The sequence below is a fragment of the Clostridioides sp. LIBA-7602 genome (assembly GCF_056688945.1).
This window is the reverse complement of record NZ_CP196991.1, coordinates 2,019,779-2,040,264: the sequence shown is the minus strand read 5'-3', so window position 1 is coordinate 2,040,264 and position 20,486 is coordinate 2,019,779. Positions and strand designations below refer to the sequence as shown.

General features: G+C 26.8%; 17 protein-coding genes. 4 read left to right on the top strand and 13 right to left on the bottom strand.

Annotated elements, in window-relative coordinates; genetic code table 11:
* Window positions 1-108 precede the first annotated feature (108 nt).
* Window positions 109-390: a hypothetical protein gene (locus ACTG45_RS09700; RefSeq protein ID WP_021384660.1), complete on the bottom strand. Its 282-nt coding sequence runs from the start codon at window positions 388-390 to the stop codon at window positions 109-111.
* A 394-nt stretch (window positions 391-784) separates the two neighbouring features.
* Between ACTG45_RS09700 and ACTG45_RS09695 the strand changes: the two genes are divergently transcribed.
* The 3 genes from ACTG45_RS09695 (at window position 785) to ACTG45_RS09685 (ending at window position 3,869) form a co-directional block, all read left to right on the top strand.
* A complete protein-coding gene (locus ACTG45_RS09695) occupies window positions 785-1,639 on the top strand; it encodes an AraC family transcriptional regulator (RefSeq protein WP_479920239.1) in 855 nt (284 codons plus the stop codon).
* Between the two features lie 198 nt (window positions 1,640-1,837).
* Entirely contained in the window at window positions 1,838-3,343 is a 1,506-nt protein-coding gene (locus tag ACTG45_RS09690) for a recombinase family protein (RefSeq protein ID WP_479920238.1), read from the top strand.
* Window positions 3,344-3,389: 46 nt separating this feature from the next.
* Window positions 3,390-3,869 carry an ABC transporter substrate-binding protein gene (locus ACTG45_RS09685; protein ID WP_021384663.1) on the top strand — a complete coding sequence of 160 codons (480 nt, stop codon included), beginning with the start codon at window positions 3,390-3,392 and terminating at the stop codon, window positions 3,867-3,869.
* Between the two features lie 174 nt (window positions 3,870-4,043).
* Here ACTG45_RS09685 and ACTG45_RS09680 read toward each other — a convergent pair whose 3' ends face one another.
* Window positions 4,044-4,391 carry a cupin domain-containing protein gene (locus ACTG45_RS09680; RefSeq protein ID WP_021384642.1) on the bottom strand — a complete coding sequence of 116 codons (348 nt, stop codon included), beginning with the start codon at window positions 4,389-4,391 and terminating at the stop codon, window positions 4,044-4,046.
* Window positions 4,392-5,234: 843 nt separating this feature from the next.
* On the opposite strand from ACTG45_RS09680, the gene ACTG45_RS09675 reads away from it, so the two are divergent.
* Entirely contained in the window at window positions 5,235-5,432 is a 198-nt protein-coding gene (locus ACTG45_RS09675; protein WP_479920237.1) for a hypothetical protein, read from the top strand.
* Window positions 5,433-5,558: 126 nt separating this feature from the next.
* Here the strand turns inward: ACTG45_RS09675 and ACTG45_RS09670 are convergent, their stop codons facing one another.
* From ACTG45_RS09670 to aroF, 11 genes are all read right to left on the bottom strand, one after another.
* Window positions 5,559-6,305, bottom strand: coding sequence for a YdcF family protein (locus ACTG45_RS09670; RefSeq protein ID WP_479920236.1), 747 nt, complete (start codon window positions 6,303-6,305; stop codon window positions 5,559-5,561).
* Window positions 6,306-6,321: 16 nt separating this feature from the next.
* On the bottom strand, window positions 6,322-9,753 hold the full coding sequence (locus tag ACTG45_RS09665; protein ID WP_479920235.1) for a sensor domain-containing diguanylate cyclase: 3,432 nt from the start codon (window positions 9,751-9,753) through the stop codon (window positions 6,322-6,324).
* Window positions 9,754-9,785: 32 nt separating this feature from the next.
* Window positions 9,786-11,963 carry a bifunctional diguanylate cyclase/phosphodiesterase gene (locus ACTG45_RS09660; RefSeq protein WP_479918713.1) on the bottom strand — a complete coding sequence of 726 codons (2,178 nt, stop codon included), beginning with the start codon at window positions 11,961-11,963 and terminating at the stop codon, window positions 9,786-9,788.
* Window positions 11,964-12,225: 262 nt separating this feature from the next.
* The gene (locus tag ACTG45_RS09655) at window positions 12,226-13,065 is read right to left on the bottom strand and encodes a prephenate dehydrogenase (protein WP_479918712.1); all 840 of its coding nucleotides are present in this window, start codon (window positions 13,063-13,065) and stop codon (window positions 12,226-12,228) included.
* A gap of 18 nt (window positions 13,066-13,083) precedes the next feature.
* Complete coding sequence (locus ACTG45_RS09650) at window positions 13,084-13,617, bottom strand: shikimate kinase (RefSeq protein WP_021384672.1); 534 nt, start codon at window positions 13,615-13,617, stop codon at window positions 13,084-13,086.
* Window positions 13,618-13,628: 11 nt separating this feature from the next.
* A complete protein-coding gene (gene aroE, locus ACTG45_RS09645; protein WP_021384644.1) occupies window positions 13,629-14,438 on the bottom strand; it encodes a shikimate dehydrogenase in 810 nt (269 codons plus the stop codon).
* 45 nt (window positions 14,439-14,483) lie between these two features.
* Window positions 14,484-15,680, bottom strand: coding sequence for a prephenate dehydratase (gene pheA / locus ACTG45_RS09640; protein WP_021384673.1), 1,197 nt, complete (start codon window positions 15,678-15,680; stop codon window positions 14,484-14,486).
* Between the two features lie 52 nt (window positions 15,681-15,732).
* Window positions 15,733-16,809: a chorismate synthase gene (gene aroC, locus ACTG45_RS09635; RefSeq protein WP_479920234.1), complete on the bottom strand. Its 1,077-nt coding sequence runs from the start codon at window positions 16,807-16,809 to the stop codon at window positions 15,733-15,735.
* Entirely contained in the window at window positions 16,787-18,100 is a 1,314-nt protein-coding gene (gene aroA / locus ACTG45_RS09630) for a 3-phosphoshikimate 1-carboxyvinyltransferase (protein WP_021384661.1), read from the bottom strand. Before aroA ends, aroC begins: the two co-directional genes overlap by 23 nt.
* Entirely contained in the window at window positions 18,100-19,164 is a 1,065-nt protein-coding gene (aroB, locus tag ACTG45_RS09625) for a 3-dehydroquinate synthase (RefSeq protein ID WP_479920233.1), read from the bottom strand. The genes aroA and aroB overlap by 1 nt, the downstream gene beginning before the upstream one ends.
* A gap of 21 nt (window positions 19,165-19,185) precedes the next feature.
* Window positions 19,186-20,199 (bottom strand): 3-deoxy-7-phosphoheptulonate synthase, encoded by a 1,014-nt coding sequence (aroF, locus tag ACTG45_RS09620; RefSeq protein ID WP_479920232.1) that lies wholly within the window; start codon window positions 20,197-20,199, stop codon window positions 19,186-19,188.
* Window positions 20,200-20,486 lie beyond the last annotated feature (287 nt).

Genomic DNA, 20,486 nt, shown 5'->3' with positions numbered 1-20,486 from the left:
GTCTAATTAGACTATCTATGTTTATATTATAGTCTAATTAGACTATAAGTCAATAGTATTATAGAATATATATAAAATACTTGTCCTACTTAGTTTATCAAAGAAGTGCTAATGACTAGCAACTTCTTTATTTGAATTTTTTATTTGTAATTGTCTATCTACCATTATTTTTTCTATTGCTTCATATATTATTGTATCTTTTTCTTGTTTTTCTTCTAGTGTGAGTGTTCTTCCTAATATTGTTTCAGGAGATACTACATGGCATATTGTCTTTCCATGTAGTACTGTCATGGATATTTTATAACCGTTCTCGTCTGTTGGAACATCTACATCATCATTTAGGTATGTTATAGTAGTTGTACCATCCAAGTCTTTTTCTATCTTTGGCATTTAAATCCCCTCCTTTTTATATTTTATGTATCTTAAAAATTGTCCTATTCTCAATCAATATTTATAATTGGCTGACTAAGATTAGTTTGATTAATGATAAACTTTAAAAAGAATGGGCTTATAGATAAAATGTTATATACGATTAAATATTTAACCTAAAAGATTATAAAAATTTCACAATAAATTAAAACTGTTATCTTACATAAAATTAAATATTAAATTGTGATATACTTTAATATGAAAAACAATACTATTTACTCATTTTTGTGGTTAATTACATACTTTCTCATGTTTATTCTTTATTAAGCTTTATTAAGCTAGTTAATTAGTGCATAGAAAGAGAGGATTAACTATTTCAAAATATATATTATATAAATTACAAGGAGCTGATTTTATGGAATGGATTGAAAGATTAAACAAAGCAATTAACTATATTGAAGAAAACATAACAAAAGAAATTGAATATGAACAAGTTGCAAAAATAGCTTGTTGCTCTACATATCATTTTCAAAGGATGTTTGCTTATATGGCAAATGTACCACTTTCTGAATATATTCGTCGTAGACGAATGTCTTTAGCAGCTGTAGAATTACAGAATGATGATAAAAAAATAATTGATGTGGCTTTAAAATATGGCTACTCTTCTCCGACAGCATTCAATCGTGCTTTTAAAAGTATTCATGGTGTTGCTCCATCAGTTATAAAAAGAGGAGAAATAATAACTTTGAAAGCCTTTCCTCCAATCAGCTTTAAAATTAGTATAAAAGGAGCAGAAGAAATGAATTATAGAATTGAAAAAAAAGAAGCATTTCGTATAGTTGGTGTATCTCAACCACTTCACACTGAATTAGAAAAGAATTTTGAGATTGTTCCTCAAATGTGGCAAAAGGTTGCTTTAGATGGAACTCTTCAAAAGTTAATACCTATGATGGATAGTCAGCCTCAAGGTGTATTAGGTATAAGCATTTGTAACGATTCAGAAGAATGGAAGTATTTTATCTCTGTTTCAAGTACAAAATCTGCAGATGATACATTGGATGAATACACTATTCCAGCTTTTACTTGGGCGATATTCTCTGGAGAAGGACAATGCCCACAAGCAATCCAAGAACTAGAAAAGCGTATTGTAACAGAATGGCTGCCTACTTCTGGATATGAATATGATAATGGTCCTGATATTGAGCTTTACTTAAATCCAGACCCACAAAATGCTAAGTTTGAAGTATGGATACCTGTTGTAAAAAAATAGTTTGAAATTTAAAATATAACTAAGGTATAAAGCTAGTAATATAAATATTTACCTAGACTATAAGATTTTAAATATATTATAGAAATAACATATAAAAATAAACCTGTAAAATATATTCTATATTTTACAGGTTTATTTTTATATGTTAAATATAATCATATTGCTGTTGAATATAATATATTCAAGGAGTGTGATTTAATGAATGTCTCAATTTATTTACGTAAAAGTAGAGCCGATGAAGAAGCAGAGCATAGAGGCGAATTTGAAACATTAAGCAGACATAAGACAACTCTTTTAAAATTAGCAAAAGAACAGAGTTTAAATGTTATTGATATTAAAGAGGAACTTATTTCTGGTGAGAGTATAGAATATAGACCTAAGATGATAGAATTACTAGATGAAGTCAAAAATAATAACTACGATGCTGTTTTGGTAATGGACATTGACCGCTTAGGACGTGGAAATATGCAAGACCAGGGATTAATATTAGACACATTTAAAAAATCTAAGACAAAAATTATTACTCCTAGAAAAATTTATGATTTAAATGATGAGTTTGATGAAGAATATTCCGAATTTGAAGCTTTTATGGCTCGTAAAGAATTAAAGTTAATATCTAGGCGTATGCAAAGAGGAAAAATTAAAAGTATTGAAGAAGGTAAATTTATAGCTCAAGCATCTCCTTATGGGTATGATATTAAATATTTAAACAATAAAGAAAGAATACTTATAATAAATGAAGATAAAGCAACTGTTATTAAGCTAATCTTTGATATGTATTTAAAGGGAGATGGAGCATGTAAAATAGCTAGTTATTTAAATGAACTTGGTTATAAAACCACAACAGGTAGAACTTGGTATGAAAAAGGAGTTAGAGATATTATAAAAAATAAAGTATACTGTGGATATATAGTATGGAATAAAGTTGAGAGAAAAAGAAATTCTAGTAGAACTAGGGGGATTGAAGAGCAAATTGAAGTAAAAGGAAAACACGAACCAATAATAAGTGAAGATATATGGAATAAAGCACAGAATATAAGAAAAAAACGTAGCAATTCTCCTACACCAAACAATAAAATAACTAATCCCTTAGCTGGTATTGTAAAATGTGGATATTGTAATCATACTTTAGTAGCTAAATCTAATACTACATCAAGTGGATGTGAGAAATACATGGTCTGTACTAATTGTAAAAATAAAGCTACGAAATTGTACATATTAGAAAATAAAATCTTACTTGTCTTAAATAAATGGCTAATGGATTATAGGCTATCTTTGAAAGAAGAAAAAGATAATTTTAAAATCAAGGGTAATTTAGAACATACTTTAGTAAGTCTGAATAAAGAATTAAATAACCTAGAAAAACAAAGAGAGAGATTGCATGATTTTTTAGAACAAGGAATTTATGACAGCGATACATTTCTACAACGTTCAAAAATACTTATGTCTCGTTTAGAAAATATAAGAAAATCTATAAACAAAACAAATATAGATATTGAAATGGAAAAAGAAAGAAAAGTAGTTAAAACACAAGTCGTTCCTCAACTTGAAAGAGTTTTAAATGAATATACGGAAGATAAAGAACCTTATTTAAAAAACATACTACTTAAAACTGTAATTAATTATGCCATGTACAAAAAAGAACCAAATCAAAGAACTGATGATTTTTCTTTAATACTCTACCCTAATATTTCAAAAAATTAAGTGCATATTTTGATGTTATAATCAAACTGATTACCAATTTGGTGTAATGGCAGGAGCTTTTGCAGGTGGAGAAGGAGACTTCACAACAGCTTTTGAACCTACAGCTACAGCTATGGAAAAAGAAGGCAGTGGATATATAGTTACGTCTATAGGAAAAGATTCTGGAGAGATACCATTTACAGCCTACTCTACTACTAGATCATATATGAAAAGTAATAAAGATTTAATTCAAAGATTTACAAATGCTGTTTATAAAGGTCAACTATGGGTTCAACAAGCACCTAGTAAAGATATAGCTAAAGCTATGCAACCTTTCTTTGAAGATATATCTTTAGAAGACTTAACAACAGTTGTAGATAGATATAAATCAATAGATGCATGGTCACAAAATCCGGTACTAAAAGAAGAAGGTTTGAATAAATTAATGGATGTTATGAAAGAGGCTAAAGAATTAGATAAAGAAGCTCCTTATAAAGATATTGTAAATACTGAATTTGCTGAGAATGCTATAAAAAATATAAAATAAGGTTATATTTAACTTTAACTAAAAAACTTCTTATTTAAGTAGAATCTTTAAGTAAAAAATCTATATAAAGAATATGAAAATATAAAAAGAGTCTTTTAAAAGACTCTTTTTATATTTTGAGATTAAAGTTTATATAAAAAAATAGAAATCAAAGTACTACTTGTACTTATATATCTATCCTCTGTATTCTGCTCCAGCATTAATTTTTGTAATTTGAACAGCTACCATTTCTTCATTGCTTCCATTCGTAATCTCATGCCATTCTCCTGTTGGTACAAAGACAGTATCACCATTTTTTACATCACATTCATGTTCGCCAAGTTTCATTTTTCCTTCACCTTTTAAGAACACAAATATTTGCTCGCCATTAGGATGTCTATGAGCTTTAAGAACTTGATTAGGTTTAAAATAATAAACTTCTGAAGTTATATCACTACCAGCAAATACTGGTATTTTTGGAACAGCTGCATCATTATATTGAGCTAAACTTCCATCTAATAGATTCTTTTTATTTTCATGCATACTAGAAATACCTCTTTTCTATATTATAGATTTACTCTTATTATTCCAATATAAAAAAATAGTATTCTCCTCATCAATAATAGGAATAAAATTCTTTTCTTATCTTACTAAAAAATAGTAAATGGCATAAAATATACTATTTTATGCCGTTTTTTACTAAGTAAGTATTTTCAATATATTCATAACGAAAAAAACACGATTTGTCAGTAGTATGTCAGTAATTTTTTTCTTATTTTTCCTCTTTTTTAGATTTAAATATATTAAAAATATACTTTTATACTCTAAAACATCAAACAAAATATTATAAAAATTAAACTTAATTTCTTAAGATATGTTTTAAGATTAAACCATACATGTTTCATTTTTATTTATTTTTCACTTTAATTACAAAAACTTCTTGGCATTTTTATTTTCTTCATAACAATCACAAATTAAAAACAAGCTTGAAAATATATGCTAAAACCTATCTGAGTTTTATACCACTTATTTACTTTCATTATTTTGATATTTTCCTTCTAATTAATCTTTATAATTTTAGTTTCGCCCAAAATAACGGCTTTTTATTTTAGTTTTTAAAGAGCTTATATATTTTTCGTTGATGTTTTATACCTTCAAGAGCATAATAAGCTTAAAATCTATTTAAATGTCTAATTAAATAATCGAACTCAAAACAAGAATTTTTAGTTAACTTTAATTTTATTATGTGAACTTTATGAATAATTTCAATAATTAGTATAACAATAAAATTATCTTTATATTGATTTGTATTAATATTTTGAATATTTTATTTATATTCATGATACTAATATAAAATACAAAGGAGATTTAGTCATAGGAAAAATAATGAGTTTTTTAAAAGAAAATCCAACATTCTATTTTGCTACAGTTGAATATAATAAATCAAGAGTAAGACCATTTGGATTTGTAATGGATTATGAAGGGAAATTATATTTTGGAATCGGAAAACATAAAACCTCTTATAAACAATTACTTTTAAATCATAATGTTGAAATTTCTACAGTAAGTAAAGATGAGAAATAGATATAGATGCTGAACCTGCTTACTTAATGACAGGAAGTTTTGAAAAAATAATTTTATAGTTTTTAATTTATTACATAGAGAAAGACTAGGTATAAATTTATAATTTATATCTAGCCTTTTTATTTATTATCTATCAAAAACAATTGTTTTCCATAGAGCAAAAAATTCTCTTGTATAATAAGTAGGTACAAATGAAAGTTTTGATTTACTAGCATAAAAAGAAGTATTTTTATATCCATTTCTATATGCTAATATCTTACTCCTAAGAACATGAAAATCCGTTGTTACTATTTTCACTTCTAAGTCTTGTAGTTTTCTTTTGCTATGTTCTTCTATCTTTAATTTTGAATACTTAAAGTTTTCGTAAGTATTAGTAGATTTATCTTCTTCTATTATTCTATTCTTATCTATACCACTTTTTATAAGATAGTCTTTCATAGCTTTTGCCTCAGTTATATTTTCTCCATTACCTTTACCACCTGATACAATCACATCACAATCACTGTTAACTCTTAAATATTTCAAGGCAGTATTTAATCTTCCTTTTAAAGTTGTGCTTGGTGTATTTTTTTTGACAGCAGCTCCTAAAATCAATAGATAATCACTCTTTGACTCAAAACTATTTTTAGGATAAAAAATAATTAAACTTTCAGTGATTATGAATACTATTAGGAAAACACTGATTATTATCTTTAACACTTTATAAAAAACCTTCTTTTCCTTAATTTTCTTCTTAAATATTTGATAAACAATTAATAGAATTCCTACAATCAAGAAAATTTCACTAAATGAAATTCCTCCAAAAACCATTTTAAGATAAAAATAGTAAATTATAAATATTATACCCAATATCAAATTTATACTATTTAACATATTCTCATAATCCTTTTTATTTATTTTTGTACAAAGAAATATCTATACACTCTATAAGACAGTTATATTCTCCATCTATCCAATTAATCCAACTTGCTATGCTGATATTTGTACCAAATGTATTTGTCTCTATTTTGAATTTTGAATGTTTATTTTCTTCCAATCCATTGAGAGGACAATTATTACAAGGTTCGTTGGATTTTAATAATGATTTATAACAAGCCTCTCCCAATTTTATTTCTAAATCTAGACTTAATATCTTATTATTGGCAAAAATAAGTTCATAAGTGTTCGGATTTACTACATATACATAATTATCAATGGAATCAAGTGCTTTTTTAAGTACTGGTTTAGATTTTTCATATTCATTTACTTCTTTTATATTGTCATAATCTATATTATTAGTTTCATTTTGATAGATACAATCACTATAAAGTGCATATTTATCTTTACCTTTACTTTTTGCATAATAAAGTGCTATGTCCGCTTTTTGATAAAGGTCTTCAAAGATAGTTCCATGTTCTGGAACAAATGAAATTCCAACCGTACCAGATATCTTATATGTCTTGTTATTTTCGGTGTAAGAATTTCTAAATATAGCACATATTTTTTCTGCTTTCTTTTTAGCATTATCAAAAGATTGAATATTTTTTAAGAATACTATAAATTCATCTCCACCAATACGACCCACTATATCATCTTTTCTAAATATAGGTTTTAAATGTTTAGAAACTTCAAATAATACTTTATCTCCAAATACATGTCCTAAATTATCATTTACAGATTTAAAGTTATCTATATCAATAATTAAAAATGCATGAATTCCTAGACTGGCTTCTTCAGAAGCTAAGAAATCATTAATCAGTTTTTCTGTAGTTCCTTTATTATATAATCCTGTAAGGGTATCTCTTTCCGCTTTTATTTTTAATCTAATTTCCTCATTCTTCTGTTTGTCAATATCTTTTACATAAGCAAGAGCTTTTATATCATTTGTAATAGAATCTTTTATTAAGTGCATTGTACAAATAACCCAAATCATTTTATTTTCCTGATTCATTCTTCGATATTCCAACTTTATTTCACTTATATTCTTCTTGTATGCAGCTAATAGGTCCTTACATAGAAATGTGTTTAAAAACACATCTTTATCATTTTTATAAATGATACTATTTGCTATAGTTTTTACCATTTCAGAATAGTTATTCTCAGGCTTAATTCCAAATTCTTTATACCAGTTTTCATTTCCTCTTATAAAAGTGTCCTTCGATACATTTATCTCATAAGTTATCATTGCTTCTGATAATATAGCTGAATGATATTTACCTTCTTGGTTATATCTTATTTCTGCTTCTTTTTGCTCACTTATATCTTCTTGTATACCAATTGCTCTTACGGGTATCCCGTCTTCATCAAAAACTGTAGTTAAAGTAAGTTTATTCCATATATAACTTTCATTTGGAAGTTTTATCTTAACTATACAACTTGCTATTTTTGCTCCATTTATTATTTTCTCGTACATATTTATAAAATCATCACTAAAATCTTTATGAATTATTCCTGATTCTACCAAAGAATATGGAACATTTTTAGTGATATCAGGAATATCGTATTTATCAAGTTCTTTGTTAGCATTTAAAAGTGATTTGGTTTTTATATCATATTCAAATATAGTGTTTGATGTTTGTTTTAATGCAATTCTAACTCTTTCATCATTAATTTTAAGTTTTTGCTCTGCATTTTTCAAATCTGTTATATCAGTCAGAATCCAAATACCTTTTTTACTCCCATCACTATCAACAATAAGCTTTCCTTTTACAGAAACCCAGATAATATTACCATCTCGCCTTCTTATCCTATGTTCATATACAGCTATACCCTTTATACCTAACTGATATTGTATATTTTCAAGAGTCTTTTTTCTATCATCATAAAAAACGAGATTACATGCTTTGTATTGAAGCTCTTCTTCTAGTTGTTTGCGAGTATATCCAATCATCGAAAGATAACCAGCATTAGTATATTGTATCGTAAAATCTTCATTAAACTCAGTTATAAGTATACCACCTAAAACATTTTCGGATACCATTTCAAGTTCTAGATTCTTTTGTTCCATTTCTTTTTCCAATTGTTTTGTTTTTGTAATATCTACTGTTACACAACAAAGATACTCTTTTCCATCGGGTTCTGTTATAACTTCGCCTTTATTTAAAACCCACACTATATCACGACTTTTTGTCATAACTCTGTATTCTAGTTCAATAGTTTTATTTTTATGAAGTTGTTCAGAAATTTCTTCTTTTATTCTTTTTACATCATCTTTATGTATTAAATTATAAAAGTCGTTATTAAATACTGTTTTTATTTCTTCTCTTGTATACCCAAATAAATCTATAAAACCATCACTTAAAAAATTAAATTCATATGTTTCACCAATAGTACATTTTTGTACGCCTCCAGGAATGCTATTCGTAATAGATGATATTTCTTTATTAGTTTTTAATATATGTTTTTGAGATTTATTGTTTTTATAAAAGATATATATTATAAGTATAATAAACAGTAAAAATATTTTAAAAATAAGAGAAAATGCTAATTGATTTATTTTATCAATATTTTTTCTTACAGTATATTGTGGTATCACAGAAAGTACATACCAATCATTTACACCAATTGGTGTATAAGTGGCATAACGCTTTTCACCTTTATATTCGTATGATGTAAAGCCACTTTTGTTATTCTTCGTATCCTCATATATTTTTTTATAGCTATAGCTTTCATCAAAAGAAGCTTTTTTAAATATATCATATATATTACTACTTGATTTGATAAGATTGTCCGTATGTGAAGATTTTAGAACAAATTGTCCACTAGATTCAAATATATCTATATATCCTTCACTATTAAAACTTGTTATATCTATAAATTCAGCTAATTTATCATTATAGTAAGAACCATATAAAATACCAATCACCTTATTATTTTTAAATACAGGTGTAGCTATAACAAAAGTATCTTTTCCATCAATTGGAGATTTTACAACTTCAGATATATTACTTTCTCCTCTAATTGCTTTCTTGAAATATTCATAATTTGATACATCAATAATTTTCCCATCACTAGTATGACTTATTCCATTAGGAGATACAATAGATATTCTTTGAAAGTCAGATTCCTTCGATATTCTAGATAACAATGGAATTACTTCTGGATTATCTATAGTAGCAAAATATGAAACCATATTTGATACACTTTTAATGAATGATAATGAACTATCCAATTTTATTTTTATAGCATTAGAACTTTGAAGAGATATCTCCTTTAAGTTAACTTTATTATTTTCTTCTTCTTGAACATTAGTTTTAAATGCAAAATCAGAAAAAGAAATTATTGTAAATAAAAATATTAAAACAATACTCAGTATACTTTTTAAAGATTTTGCTCTTATCATTTAATTACCACCTCCCATTTAAGATTTATTGACTATATTTTATAGACTAATTTTTCAAATTCTTTAACTGGTAATGGTTTTGAAAAATAATATCCTTGAACAATATCACAATTTGCTTCTTTTAACATTTTTATTTGACTTTTAGTTTCTATTCCTTCTGCAACGACACTTATACCTAATTGCTTGATAAGAGAAACTATACTTTTTATAACAATCTGGCTCTTATCAATATCTTTATCATCTATAAAAAATCCTCTATCCAATTTTATTACATTTAATGGTATGTTTTTAAGCATATTTACAGAAGAATATCCTGAGCCAAAATCATCCATTGAAACTATAAAACCAATGTCTTGCAGATTTCTACTCACATCAAATAGGGTATCAGTATCTCCAAACATACTAGACTCAGTAATTTCAATTTCTATTAAACTATATGGTATTTTATATCTATCACATACATTTACTATCTTTGAAGTAAAATCTTTTTTTAAAAAATCAACTCTTGAGAAGTTTACAGATATAGGCAAAGGAGAAATACCTTTATCAAATAAAAATCTAATTTCTTTACAAGCTTGTTCTAATATGTACATATCAATCTTTCTAATAAATCCATTTTTTTCAAATATGGGAATAAAATCTCCTGGATATATGACTTCTGTTTCTGTATATTGCCATCTTACTAAGGCTTCGCTCCCACAAAATTTATCTAATTTAATATTATATTTTGGTTGTAAATACATTACGAATTGCCCATTTTCAAGTGCATATTCCATTTCTTTTTCTATCTTATCTTCAAGTAATAACTTATCTCTTAGTTTATCATTAAAAAAAGCAAAGTTTATATCACTATTATTTTTTATTGAAGCTCTTGCAAGTGAAGCTCTATCACTATATACACTTACAGTTAAAGTTTTATCTTTAATTTCATAAATTCCAAAAGATAAGTTTACAAATTCATTATTCGTCATAATCTTTTTGATGGTATTTATTATATCTTCTTTTGTATCATATGTTAATAAGATATTAAAATTATCAGCACTTACACGAGCGAAAGTTTCATTATTATTGGTTAATTCATGTAGAGTATTAGCAATATTTTTTAAAATTAAATTTCCCTTTTTATGACCGTATATATCATTAATCGCTTTAAATTTATCGATATCAAATATAATCATTGCATATTTATTATTTTGTGAAGTTTTCTTCAGTAAGTTTGTAACATCCAATTCAAACTTTCTCCAATTTGAATAACCAGTTACAAAATCTGTATATGCTATTTTTTCTATAGTTTTTTGACTCTTTGTCTTTGAATATAATATGTACATTATAATACCTAAAAATAAAAATGAAAGTACAATCCATCCAATAATTGTAACTATCATTAAATTATTCAGTTTTTTAGATACAACTATTTTTGGAACAAAGGATGCTATAAACCAATCATTAATTCCTAGAGATGTATATGCCATATAAAATTTTTCATCTAATTTTTTAACTTGCACTACGCCTTGGTCTGACATTTTCATATTTTTAAAATTAAATCTTTTTTCAAAGTTAATTTGGGATAGATTTGTAATATTTGAGTTTAAATTTTTATGATATGGTGGAATAATTATATTACCATTGCTATCACATATAAGTGAAAAACCTTCTCCATTAAATGTAGAAATGGATAATAATTCAGATATAAACTCAACATCATAATCAGCTGCAATCACAGCAACAATTTTACCTTTATTGTATAATGGCACAGCGTATGTCTCAGTAAGTTTTCCTGTCGCTTTATCTATTAATGGTTTTGATATATTAGATTCACCTTTAATTGCAAGTTTAAAATAGTCTCTATCTGAAAAATCTATTCCCAAAATTTCTTCAGCATATCCTTTCCCATTTGGTAAAATCATACCAATATTATTATAATTACTATTTTCGTTATATGATTTTAGCATTTTTAAAGTTTTTTCTAAATTGAAGCTGTCTTCTGTTTCTAAAATTTTAGAAATACTCTCTAATTTGTCTAAATTACTTTTCAATTTACTATTGATGGCAATTTTACTTTCTGCACTAATTTCAGACAAATAATTTTTTGTTTCATATTCTAACACATTATCCATGTTGCTCACATAAAAAAATGCAAATATACTAAAAAAGAATAGTACTATAAATGCAATTAACACATTTTTCACTATTGGCCTACTATTTTTCAAGTAGCTACACCTCACCCTCTTTTCCAATTGTAATTTCATTGATTCACTTTATTTTACTATTAATAACTCTTTTTTACAATTAAGTTTCATAAATTGTTAATAAAGGGCAATTTAAAAAAATGTTATTTATAGGGTAATAATATTTAAGGGTATAAATACATCAATAACATATTAAATTATATTAAAGCTATAAATACTAATATAATTTAATATGCTATCACTTATATCTATACCCATCTACATATACCTTAAATAGCAATCTTTATTTTTCTAGAATTTCTCTTCTTATTGATGATTTTTTAAAATATTCTACCAATTTATTTTTATCATTATTAAAAATAGCATCTTTTATCAAATTTACTTCTGATTCAAAATTTTCTATAGATTTTAGTAAATTATCTCTATTTCCTAAAAAAAGTTCACTCCATAAGTCTTCATTCATATTTGCAATTCTAGTTAAATCTCTATAACTATCTCCTATAAATTTACCAGTATCTCTGTCTTCTTCATCACTATTTATAAGAGCAACTGCCATAACATGAGGAAGTTGAGATGTAAAAGCTATAATCTCATCATGTTTCTGTGAAGTTAATTTTTTTACTCTTTTAAATCCTATTTCTAAAATTAAATTTTCAACTAATTCTAAATTCTTTATATTATTTCTACCAGTTGGAGTAATTATATAATTTGCTCCTTTAAAGACCTGTTCACTTGCAAAATCAATTCCTTTTTTTTCTCTTCCTGCCATTGGATGCCCAAATATAAAATCTATATCATCTGGAATTATTTTTAATACATCATTAATAATTGCTTCTTTTATTCCTGTGGTATCAGTAATTATAGTTCCTTTTTTAAAGAATTCTTTATTATTATTTAAAAAGTCCACAATTAATCTAGGATATATAGATAATATGATTAAATCAGCTTCTTTAAAAAACTCGTTACCCGTAGTACTTCCTTCTTTTATGATTTTTATTTCTTCTGCTTTTTTTAAAGTTTCTAAATCTACATCTACCCCAAATACATTTTCATATCCTGCTTTTTTTAGTGCTTTAGCAAAAGAACCTCCTATAACTCCTAGCCCTACAATAACAATATTCATTAGCTTCACTCCCCCAGATTATTTTTCTTTAAACTCAAATTTAAATTTATCACTAATTTCATTCGTAATATTATATATAGCAGTATTTAATGATTTATCATTTAAAATCTCGATATCCGAAAATTTTTTATAAAGACTTATTCTCTCATCATAAAGGTTGTATAATCTATCTTTGCCATTCTTTAATAAAGGTCTTGAATTAATATTTATATCTTCTAAAATTTTTTGTACAGGTCTATCAATAAAAATAATTATACCTGTTTCTTTTAGTATTTCCATATTGATATCTTTCTTTATTACACCACCACCAGTAGACACTACGGTCTTATCACTTACAGAAAGTTCTTTACACGCTTGAGTCTCATAGTCTCTAAAAACAGATTCTCCTTCTGAAAATAATTCTGCTATACTTTTTTGAGAAATTTCACTTATATAATCATCCATGTCACAGAAACTACAACTATACTCTTGAGACAAAAGTTTACCAATTGTAGTTTTTCCACTCCCTGGCATACCTATTAATATTAATTTTTCTTTTGATTTATTTATCATAACAATCCCCCTTACAAAAACTCTAATTTTAATTCATTATATATAACATCTAAAATATCATTATTTATTTTTTTATCCTGCCAAATTTCTTGAGATTTTATTGCTTGACCTACCAACATATATAATCCATCACAAGTTTTTTTACCTACATCATTGCCAATTTTTAAAAACTCGGTTTCTCCAGGATTATAAATTAAATCTACTAAGGTATCAAAATTTTGTATAATTGATTTTGATACTGGTGATATCCCTATATTAGGATACATTCCTACTGGTGTAGCATTTAACATTATATTTCCTTTTATATGCTTAAGTTCCTCATAGTCTATTAATATAGCTTTATCATTTAATAATTTTTTATTATCCTTTTTTCTAGTTGAAACATAAACTTTATCTACTCCAGAATCAAGAAGATATGTAAGAGCAGCTTTAGAAGCACCACCAGTTCCTAATATAACAGCTACTTTTCCTTGTACATCAATATGTGCCATTTTGAACATACTGTCGAGACCAAAGTAATCCGTATTATAGCCATATAATATATTTTCTTTAAGTAAAACTGTATTAACTGCTCCTATACGTTTTGCTTCTGGTGATATAAAATCCAAATATTTCATAATACGTTCCTTATATGGCACAGTAACATTTACTCCTTGTATTCCTAATAATTTTATAGCACCACCTAACTTAGATATATCTTCTTTTGAAATTTCAAAGTTTTTATATGCACTTTCAATATTTAATATCTCAAATATTCGTTTATGGATTTGAGGTGAAACACTATGAGAGAGTTTTTCACCTACTAGACCAAAAAAATTCATCTTTGTACCTCCTAATAACTACAATCAAATAAAGAATTCTATTCCCTATTCAATCTTATTTTTATATACACCTATAAATTTAAAATATGCTGTATTATTCTCTATCAATTCTAATAAATTGTATACTTTAGGATTATATATAGAACATTCAAAATCTATATAAAAGAAATATCTCCATGAAGCATTTTGCATAGGTCTTGATTCTATTTTTGTCATATTTATATTATTTTCAGCAAAGTATCCAAGTACTTTATACAGTTTTCCTGCTTCATGTTCAACAGAAAATACTATGCTCATCTTGTTTGATTCTTCATCAATGTGTATCTGGTTACTGATTACCACAAATCTGGTATAATTATTCGTAATATCATTTATACAAGGGCTTATTATTTCTAGTTCATAAATATTTGCAGCTTTTTTACTTGCAATTGCTGCTTTTGTTTTGTCTTGAAGTTTTTTTACAAGTTCAGCACTTGTTGCTGTATTATTAAATGGTATCAGCTTCCAATTACTATTCTGTTTTAAAAATTCACTACTTTGCCCTATTCCTTGTGGATGAGAGTATATTTCTTTTATATCTTCAAGTTTTGTACCTTTTATTCCAATTAAATTTTGGTCTATTTTTATACATTCTTCTCCAACTATATAAAATCCATATTTTCTTAAAAGGTCATAAGTTTCAGAAATAGCTCCTGTAGATGAATTTTCTATAGGTATTATTCCATAATCTATTTCTTTATTTTTAAGTGCTGCGAAAACATCTTCAAATTCTTTAAATTGTTTTTTGGATATTTTTTTGTTGAAGAATTTATTTAGTGCTTCTTCTGTAAATGAACCTGATATTCCTGGAAACCCTACTAGGATATTTTTTTTATTAATTTCATATTTTAAGGTTTTATATTTATCTATGTTCAATAAATCAATTTTCTCATTTGATGAATTCAGGCTACATTCAAATTTATGTTCACTATCATTATCCATTAATCTCTTTTGTAACCCTCTACTAATTTTCATTATGGAATTAAAAAACTGTATGGTTTCTTGTGAATATGATTTATTATTCAAATTATCTACAGCTTTATTTAATACTTTTTCTTCTCTATCTTTTTGAAATATAGTAGTGTTATTTTTCATTTTATGTTTAGCAATCTCAAGAACTGTATTCATTCTCTTTTCAAATAATTGAATAAGCTCTTTATCTATGTCATCAATTTCATTTCTATATCTTGTTAAATCCTCCATTATTATCGTCCTTTCCTGAACCTCCCATGACTAAAGTCACGAGTGTGCGTAGCTATTTTTTAATCAAATCAAAAATTCCAATAGCCGTTACTGCTTCTATTACAGGTACTGCTCTTTGAACTATACAAGGGTCATGTCTACCTTTAATAGATAAAATATCATCTTTTTTATCTTTTATATTAATTGTTTTCTGCTGAACACTAATTGATGGTGTTGGCTTTATTGCCACTTTGAAAATTATTGGCATTCCAGTTGTAATACCTCCAATGATTCCTCCATTATTATTTGTTTTACTCTTAACTTGATTACCTTCATAATACATTTCATCATTACTTTGAGAGCCATACATATCTGTAATTCCAAAACCTAGACCAAATTCTACACCTTTTACAGATGGAACAGAAAACAATAAATGAGATAGAGTAGATTCAACAGAATCAAAAAATGGATTTCCAATTCCTACATTAATTCCTACTACTGCACATTCAATTATACCACCAACTGAATCTCCTTGATTTTTTGCATCTATAATAGTATCCCTCATAGCTTCTTCCTTTGATAAATCAAGCAAAGGTAACTCTAAAGTTTGTAAATTGGTTAATTGTTGTTTTGATATATCTACATAATCAAAGCTCGTATCTTCTATATCTTTAACTTTTTTTATGTGTGCTCCTACCTCTATTCCTTCTCGTGATAGAATTTGTTTACATATAGCACCACAAAATACTAATGGAGCTGTTATCCTACCCGAAAAGTGTCCTCCCCCTCTGTAGTCATTAAACCCAGAATATCTTACATGTCCTGTATAATCTGCATGTCCTGGTCTCATCAAATTTTTAAGTTCACCATAATCTTTTGAACGAGTATCACTATTTCTTATGATCGCACATAGTGGAGTTCCTGTAGTTCTTCCATCAAAATAACCACTTAAAATTTCTGGTATATCTCTTTCATTTCTTGAGGTAGAAATAGCATTTTTTCCAGGTGCCCTTCTTTTCATTTCTTTATCAATCTTATCAAGGTCAAGTTCAATACCTGCAGGAAAACCATCTATATTTATACCTATAGCATTTCCATGAGATTCTCCAAAAATGGATATTTTTAAATTATTTCCCCATGTTCCACTCATCAATTCGCCCTCCTAACATCTCAAAATCTTTAAAAAAATGTGGATAAGATTTAGATACACACTCAAAATCTTTTAATACTATTGGCTTGTCACATCTACAAGAAGCTATTGCAAGTGTCATTGCAATTCTATGGTCTTTATGACTCCATACTTCTACTCCACCATTTAGTTTACTTACTCCATCAATTATTAAACTATCCTCTTTTTCTTCTATATTCGCTCCAAGTTTGCTCAATTCGACACTTATTGCATGAAGTCTATCACATTCCTTAATTCTAAGCCTTCCAGCATTTATTATTGTAGTTCTTCCTCTACTTAAAGCTGCTACCACAGATAAAACTGGTATTATATCTGGACATTGAGATGCATCTATTAAAGTACTATTTAAGCAATTAACTATACCTTTTATTTTTTCATCTTGTCTTAAAATTTCCATACCCATTCTAGATAAAATATCAATAACTTCACTATCGCCTTGAAGAGAATCTTCTTTAAGGTCTAGTACATTAATATTTCCTCCAATAGCATCTGCTGATAAATAAAATGCACCTTGAGAATAATCGCCTTCAACTTTATAATCTCTAGCTTTATACATTTGATTTCCTTTTATAATAAATTCTTTATAATCATTATTTACAATTTCTATTCCAAAATCTCTCATAGTTGAAAGAGTTAAATCCAAATATCCTTTGGATTCTAGCTCAGTTGTAATTATTATTTTTGAATCATTATCTAATGTAGGTAAAATAAATAATAAACCTGTTATAAATTGAGAACTTATATTTCCTTTTACTTTAAATTCATCTGGTTTAAGTTTTCCTGATATGATTAAATCCAGTTGATTTTCTTTATAGCTATACTCTATGTTTTGTCTATCAAAAATCTCATAATAAGTATCAAGTGGTCTTTTACCAAGGTTTCCTCTACCTACAAATCTTTTTATTCCATCAAATGCTAGTGATATAGGCACTAAAAATCTTAAAGTAGAACCTGATTCATTGCAATCTATAGTCAACTTAGGTTGATTTAATTGATTTTCTTTATTCAAAATTGCTTCTTTTGAAAAAATACCTGTAATTTCTAAAATGTCGTCCTTCTTTTCTATAATAGCTCCAAGTGATGTCATTGCCCTTATAGTAGCTATAATATCATCAGAAAAATCTATATTAGAAATTCTACTTTTTCCATCACTTAAAGATGAACAAATAACTGCCCTATGTGCCATACTTTTTGATGGTGGGATTTTTACATCTCCAGACAATCTACTTGGATATATTTTTAAACTTCCCATCAGTTTACCTCCTGAAAAAATTTAGAAGTAGTATTATATATAATACTCTCTCCAATATTCTTTAAAAGTATTATTTTTAATGTATCACCTAGATTCTTTTTATCAAGAGATATTACATCTATTATCGACTTGTTATCTCTTAATTCAATTTCATAAGGTAAATCATAATTTATTAAGATTGATTTTATAAGCTCTGATGTACCCTTCTTTGTAATTCCTCTTTTTTCACTCTCTAAAGTTATCTTATACATTCCTAGACCAACAGCTTCCCCATGAGTATAACCAGAAAAATTGTAATATGTCTCAATAGCATGACCTAATGTATGACCAAAATTTAGAAGCATTCTGTCTCCAAAATCTCTTTCATCAGCTTCAACCACTGTTTTTTTAATAAAGCAACACTCATGTATAATGTATTCTATATGTTGCATTACTTCGTCTCTATTTTTTAAACTCAAAAGCTTATCAAAAAAGGTTTTGTCTTTTATACAACCATATTTTATGACTTCTGCCATCCCATCTCTATAAAATTTTTCTGGAAGTGACAATAATACATTTGGGTCAATAAACACAGCTTTAGGTTGATAAAAGCTTCCCACTAAGTTTTTTCCTCTTTCAAGGTCAACTCCAACTTTTCCACCTACAGAACTATCAACTTGTGCTAACAGAGATGTTGGAATTTGAACAAAATTTACACTTCTTAGAAAAGTTGCTGCTACAAATCCACCTAAATCTCCTATTACCCCTCCTCCTAAAGTAATAATCAAATCTTTTCTAGTCAACTTAAAGTCAAGTAAACTATCGTATATTTTAGGAAGAGTATTAAATGACTTTGTTTCTTCACCAGCTTTTAATATTATAGCTTTAGTTTCAAATCCAGATTCATTTAAATTATTTTTTACTTCATTTAAATATAATTTCGCTATATTTTCATCAGTTACAATAAAAATCTTATTCCCAGAATATATTTTTTTAATTTCTTTACCTATATCTTTTAGTATATTTTTTTTAATAAATATGTTATAGCTATTCTCTTTTAAATTTACTAATAATTTTTCTTCCACACTTAACCATCCTTTTATAGATTATATTTCTCTTCCAACTGCTAATGCGATAGTTTTTAATTCACTTATTAATTCATCATATTCATTTGGTTTAATTGATTGTTTACCATCACAAAGTGCATGTGCTGGGTCATTATGAACTTCTATTATAAGACCATCTGCTCCAACTGCAATTGCTGCTTTAGATAGAGAGTCTACCATCCATGATTTTCCTGCTGCATGACTTGGGTCAACTATTACTGGTAAATGACTAAGTTTCTTTACAGCTAAAATAGCACTTAAATCCAAAGTATTTCTAGTATATGTTTCGAAAGTTCTTATACCTCTTTCACAAAGGACTACATTTTCATTTCCTCCAGCCATTATATACTCTGCTGACATTAACCACTCTTCAATTGTAGCAGATAATCCTCTTTTTAAAAGTATTGTTTTATTTGTTTTTCCTAATTCTTTTAATAAATCGAAGTTTTGCATGTTTCTAGCTCCAACTTGAATTACATCTACATTTTCTTCAAATATATCTATATCTTGCGTTGACATTATTTCTGTAACTATAGGAAGACCTGTTTTTTCTTTTGCTTTCTTTAATAAATCTAATCCATCGTATCTTAATCCTTGGAAAGCGTATGGTGATGTTCTTGGTTTGAATGCTCCTCCTCTTAAGAATCCTGCTCCTGATTTTTTTACATCTTCAGCTATAGATACTATTTGTTCTTCTGTTTCAACAGAACAAGGTCCAGCTATCATGGCAATTTTTTTTGAACCAATTTCCACACCATTAACATTTATAATAGAAGGTTCTGGATGAAACTTTCTATTTGCTTTTTTAAAAGGCTCTACTACATGCATAACTTTTTCAACTATCTTATTTGCTTCTATTCTTTTTGCATCTATTTTACTAGTATCCCCAACTAATCCTAAAACAGTTAGTTCTGTCCCATCTATGGGATTAACTTCTACTCCTTCTCTCCCAATAGCTTCTATTAATTTCTTAACTTCACTTTTATCTGCTCCCATTTTTAATACTACTATCATTTTTACTACCTCCCAATATTATAATTTTATATTTAAAATAAAAAAGAGAACTCACTAATGAGTTCTCCAAAATAATCTATTAAGCATTAAACCTTATATAAATATATAAAATAATCATTTTTATAAAATTTACTTATGCTCAAAATCATTAAAACAAGGCCTCACCAGAAAGGAATTACATGTATTTTTGTAAAAGAAATAGCCAGCGCTAAAATAAAAGCCCCAGAACATAAAGTAATAAAAGCTATAAAGTTTTGCTGTTAGTTCTTTTAATATTCCTTTCATAG

Coding starts and splice junctions, on each gene's coding strand:
- ACTG45_RS09675 (WP_479920237.1), top strand. CDS start 5,235: ATGAGTTTTTTAAAAGAAAATCCAACATTCTATTTTGCTACAGTTGAA.
- ACTG45_RS09665 (WP_479920235.1), bottom strand. CDS start 9,753: ATGATAAGAGCAAAATCTTTAAAAAGTATACTGAGTATTGTTTTAATA.
- aroF (WP_479920232.1), bottom strand. CDS start 20,199: ATGATAGTAGTATTAAAAATGGGAGCAGATAAAAGTGAAGTTAAGAAA.
- ACTG45_RS09680 (WP_021384642.1), bottom strand. CDS start 4,391: ATGCATGAAAATAAAAAGAATCTATTAGATGGAAGTTTAGCTCAATAT.
- ACTG45_RS09655 (WP_479918712.1), bottom strand. CDS start 13,065: ATGAATATTGTTATTGTAGGGCTAGGAGTTATAGGAGGTTCTTTTGCT.
- aroA (WP_021384661.1), bottom strand. CDS start 18,100: ATGGGAAGTTTAAAAATATATCCAAGTAGATTGTCTGGAGATGTAAAA.
- ACTG45_RS09695 (WP_479920239.1), top strand. CDS start 785: ATGGAATGGATTGAAAGATTAAACAAAGCAATTAACTATATTGAAGAA.
- ACTG45_RS09700 (WP_021384660.1), bottom strand. CDS start 390: ATGCCAAAGATAGAAAAAGACTTGGATGGTACAACTACTATAACATAC.
- ACTG45_RS09650 (WP_021384672.1), bottom strand. CDS start 13,617: ATGATAAATAAATCAAAAGAAAAATTAATATTAATAGGTATGCCAGGG.
- ACTG45_RS09690 (WP_479920238.1), top strand. CDS start 1,838: ATGAATGTCTCAATTTATTTACGTAAAAGTAGAGCCGATGAAGAAGCA.
- pheA (WP_021384673.1), bottom strand. CDS start 15,680: ATGGAGGATTTAACAAGATATAGAAATGAAATTGATGACATAGATAAA.
- aroC (WP_479920234.1), bottom strand. CDS start 16,809: ATGAGTGGAACATGGGGAAATAATTTAAAAATATCCATTTTTGGAGAA.
- aroE (WP_021384644.1), bottom strand. CDS start 14,438: ATGAATTTTTTTGGTCTAGTAGGTGAAAAACTCTCTCATAGTGTTTCA.
- ACTG45_RS09685 (WP_021384663.1), top strand. CDS start 3,390: ATGGCAGGAGCTTTTGCAGGTGGAGAAGGAGACTTCACAACAGCTTTT.
- ACTG45_RS09670 (WP_479920236.1), bottom strand. CDS start 6,305: ATGTTAAATAGTATAAATTTGATATTGGGTATAATATTTATAATTTAC.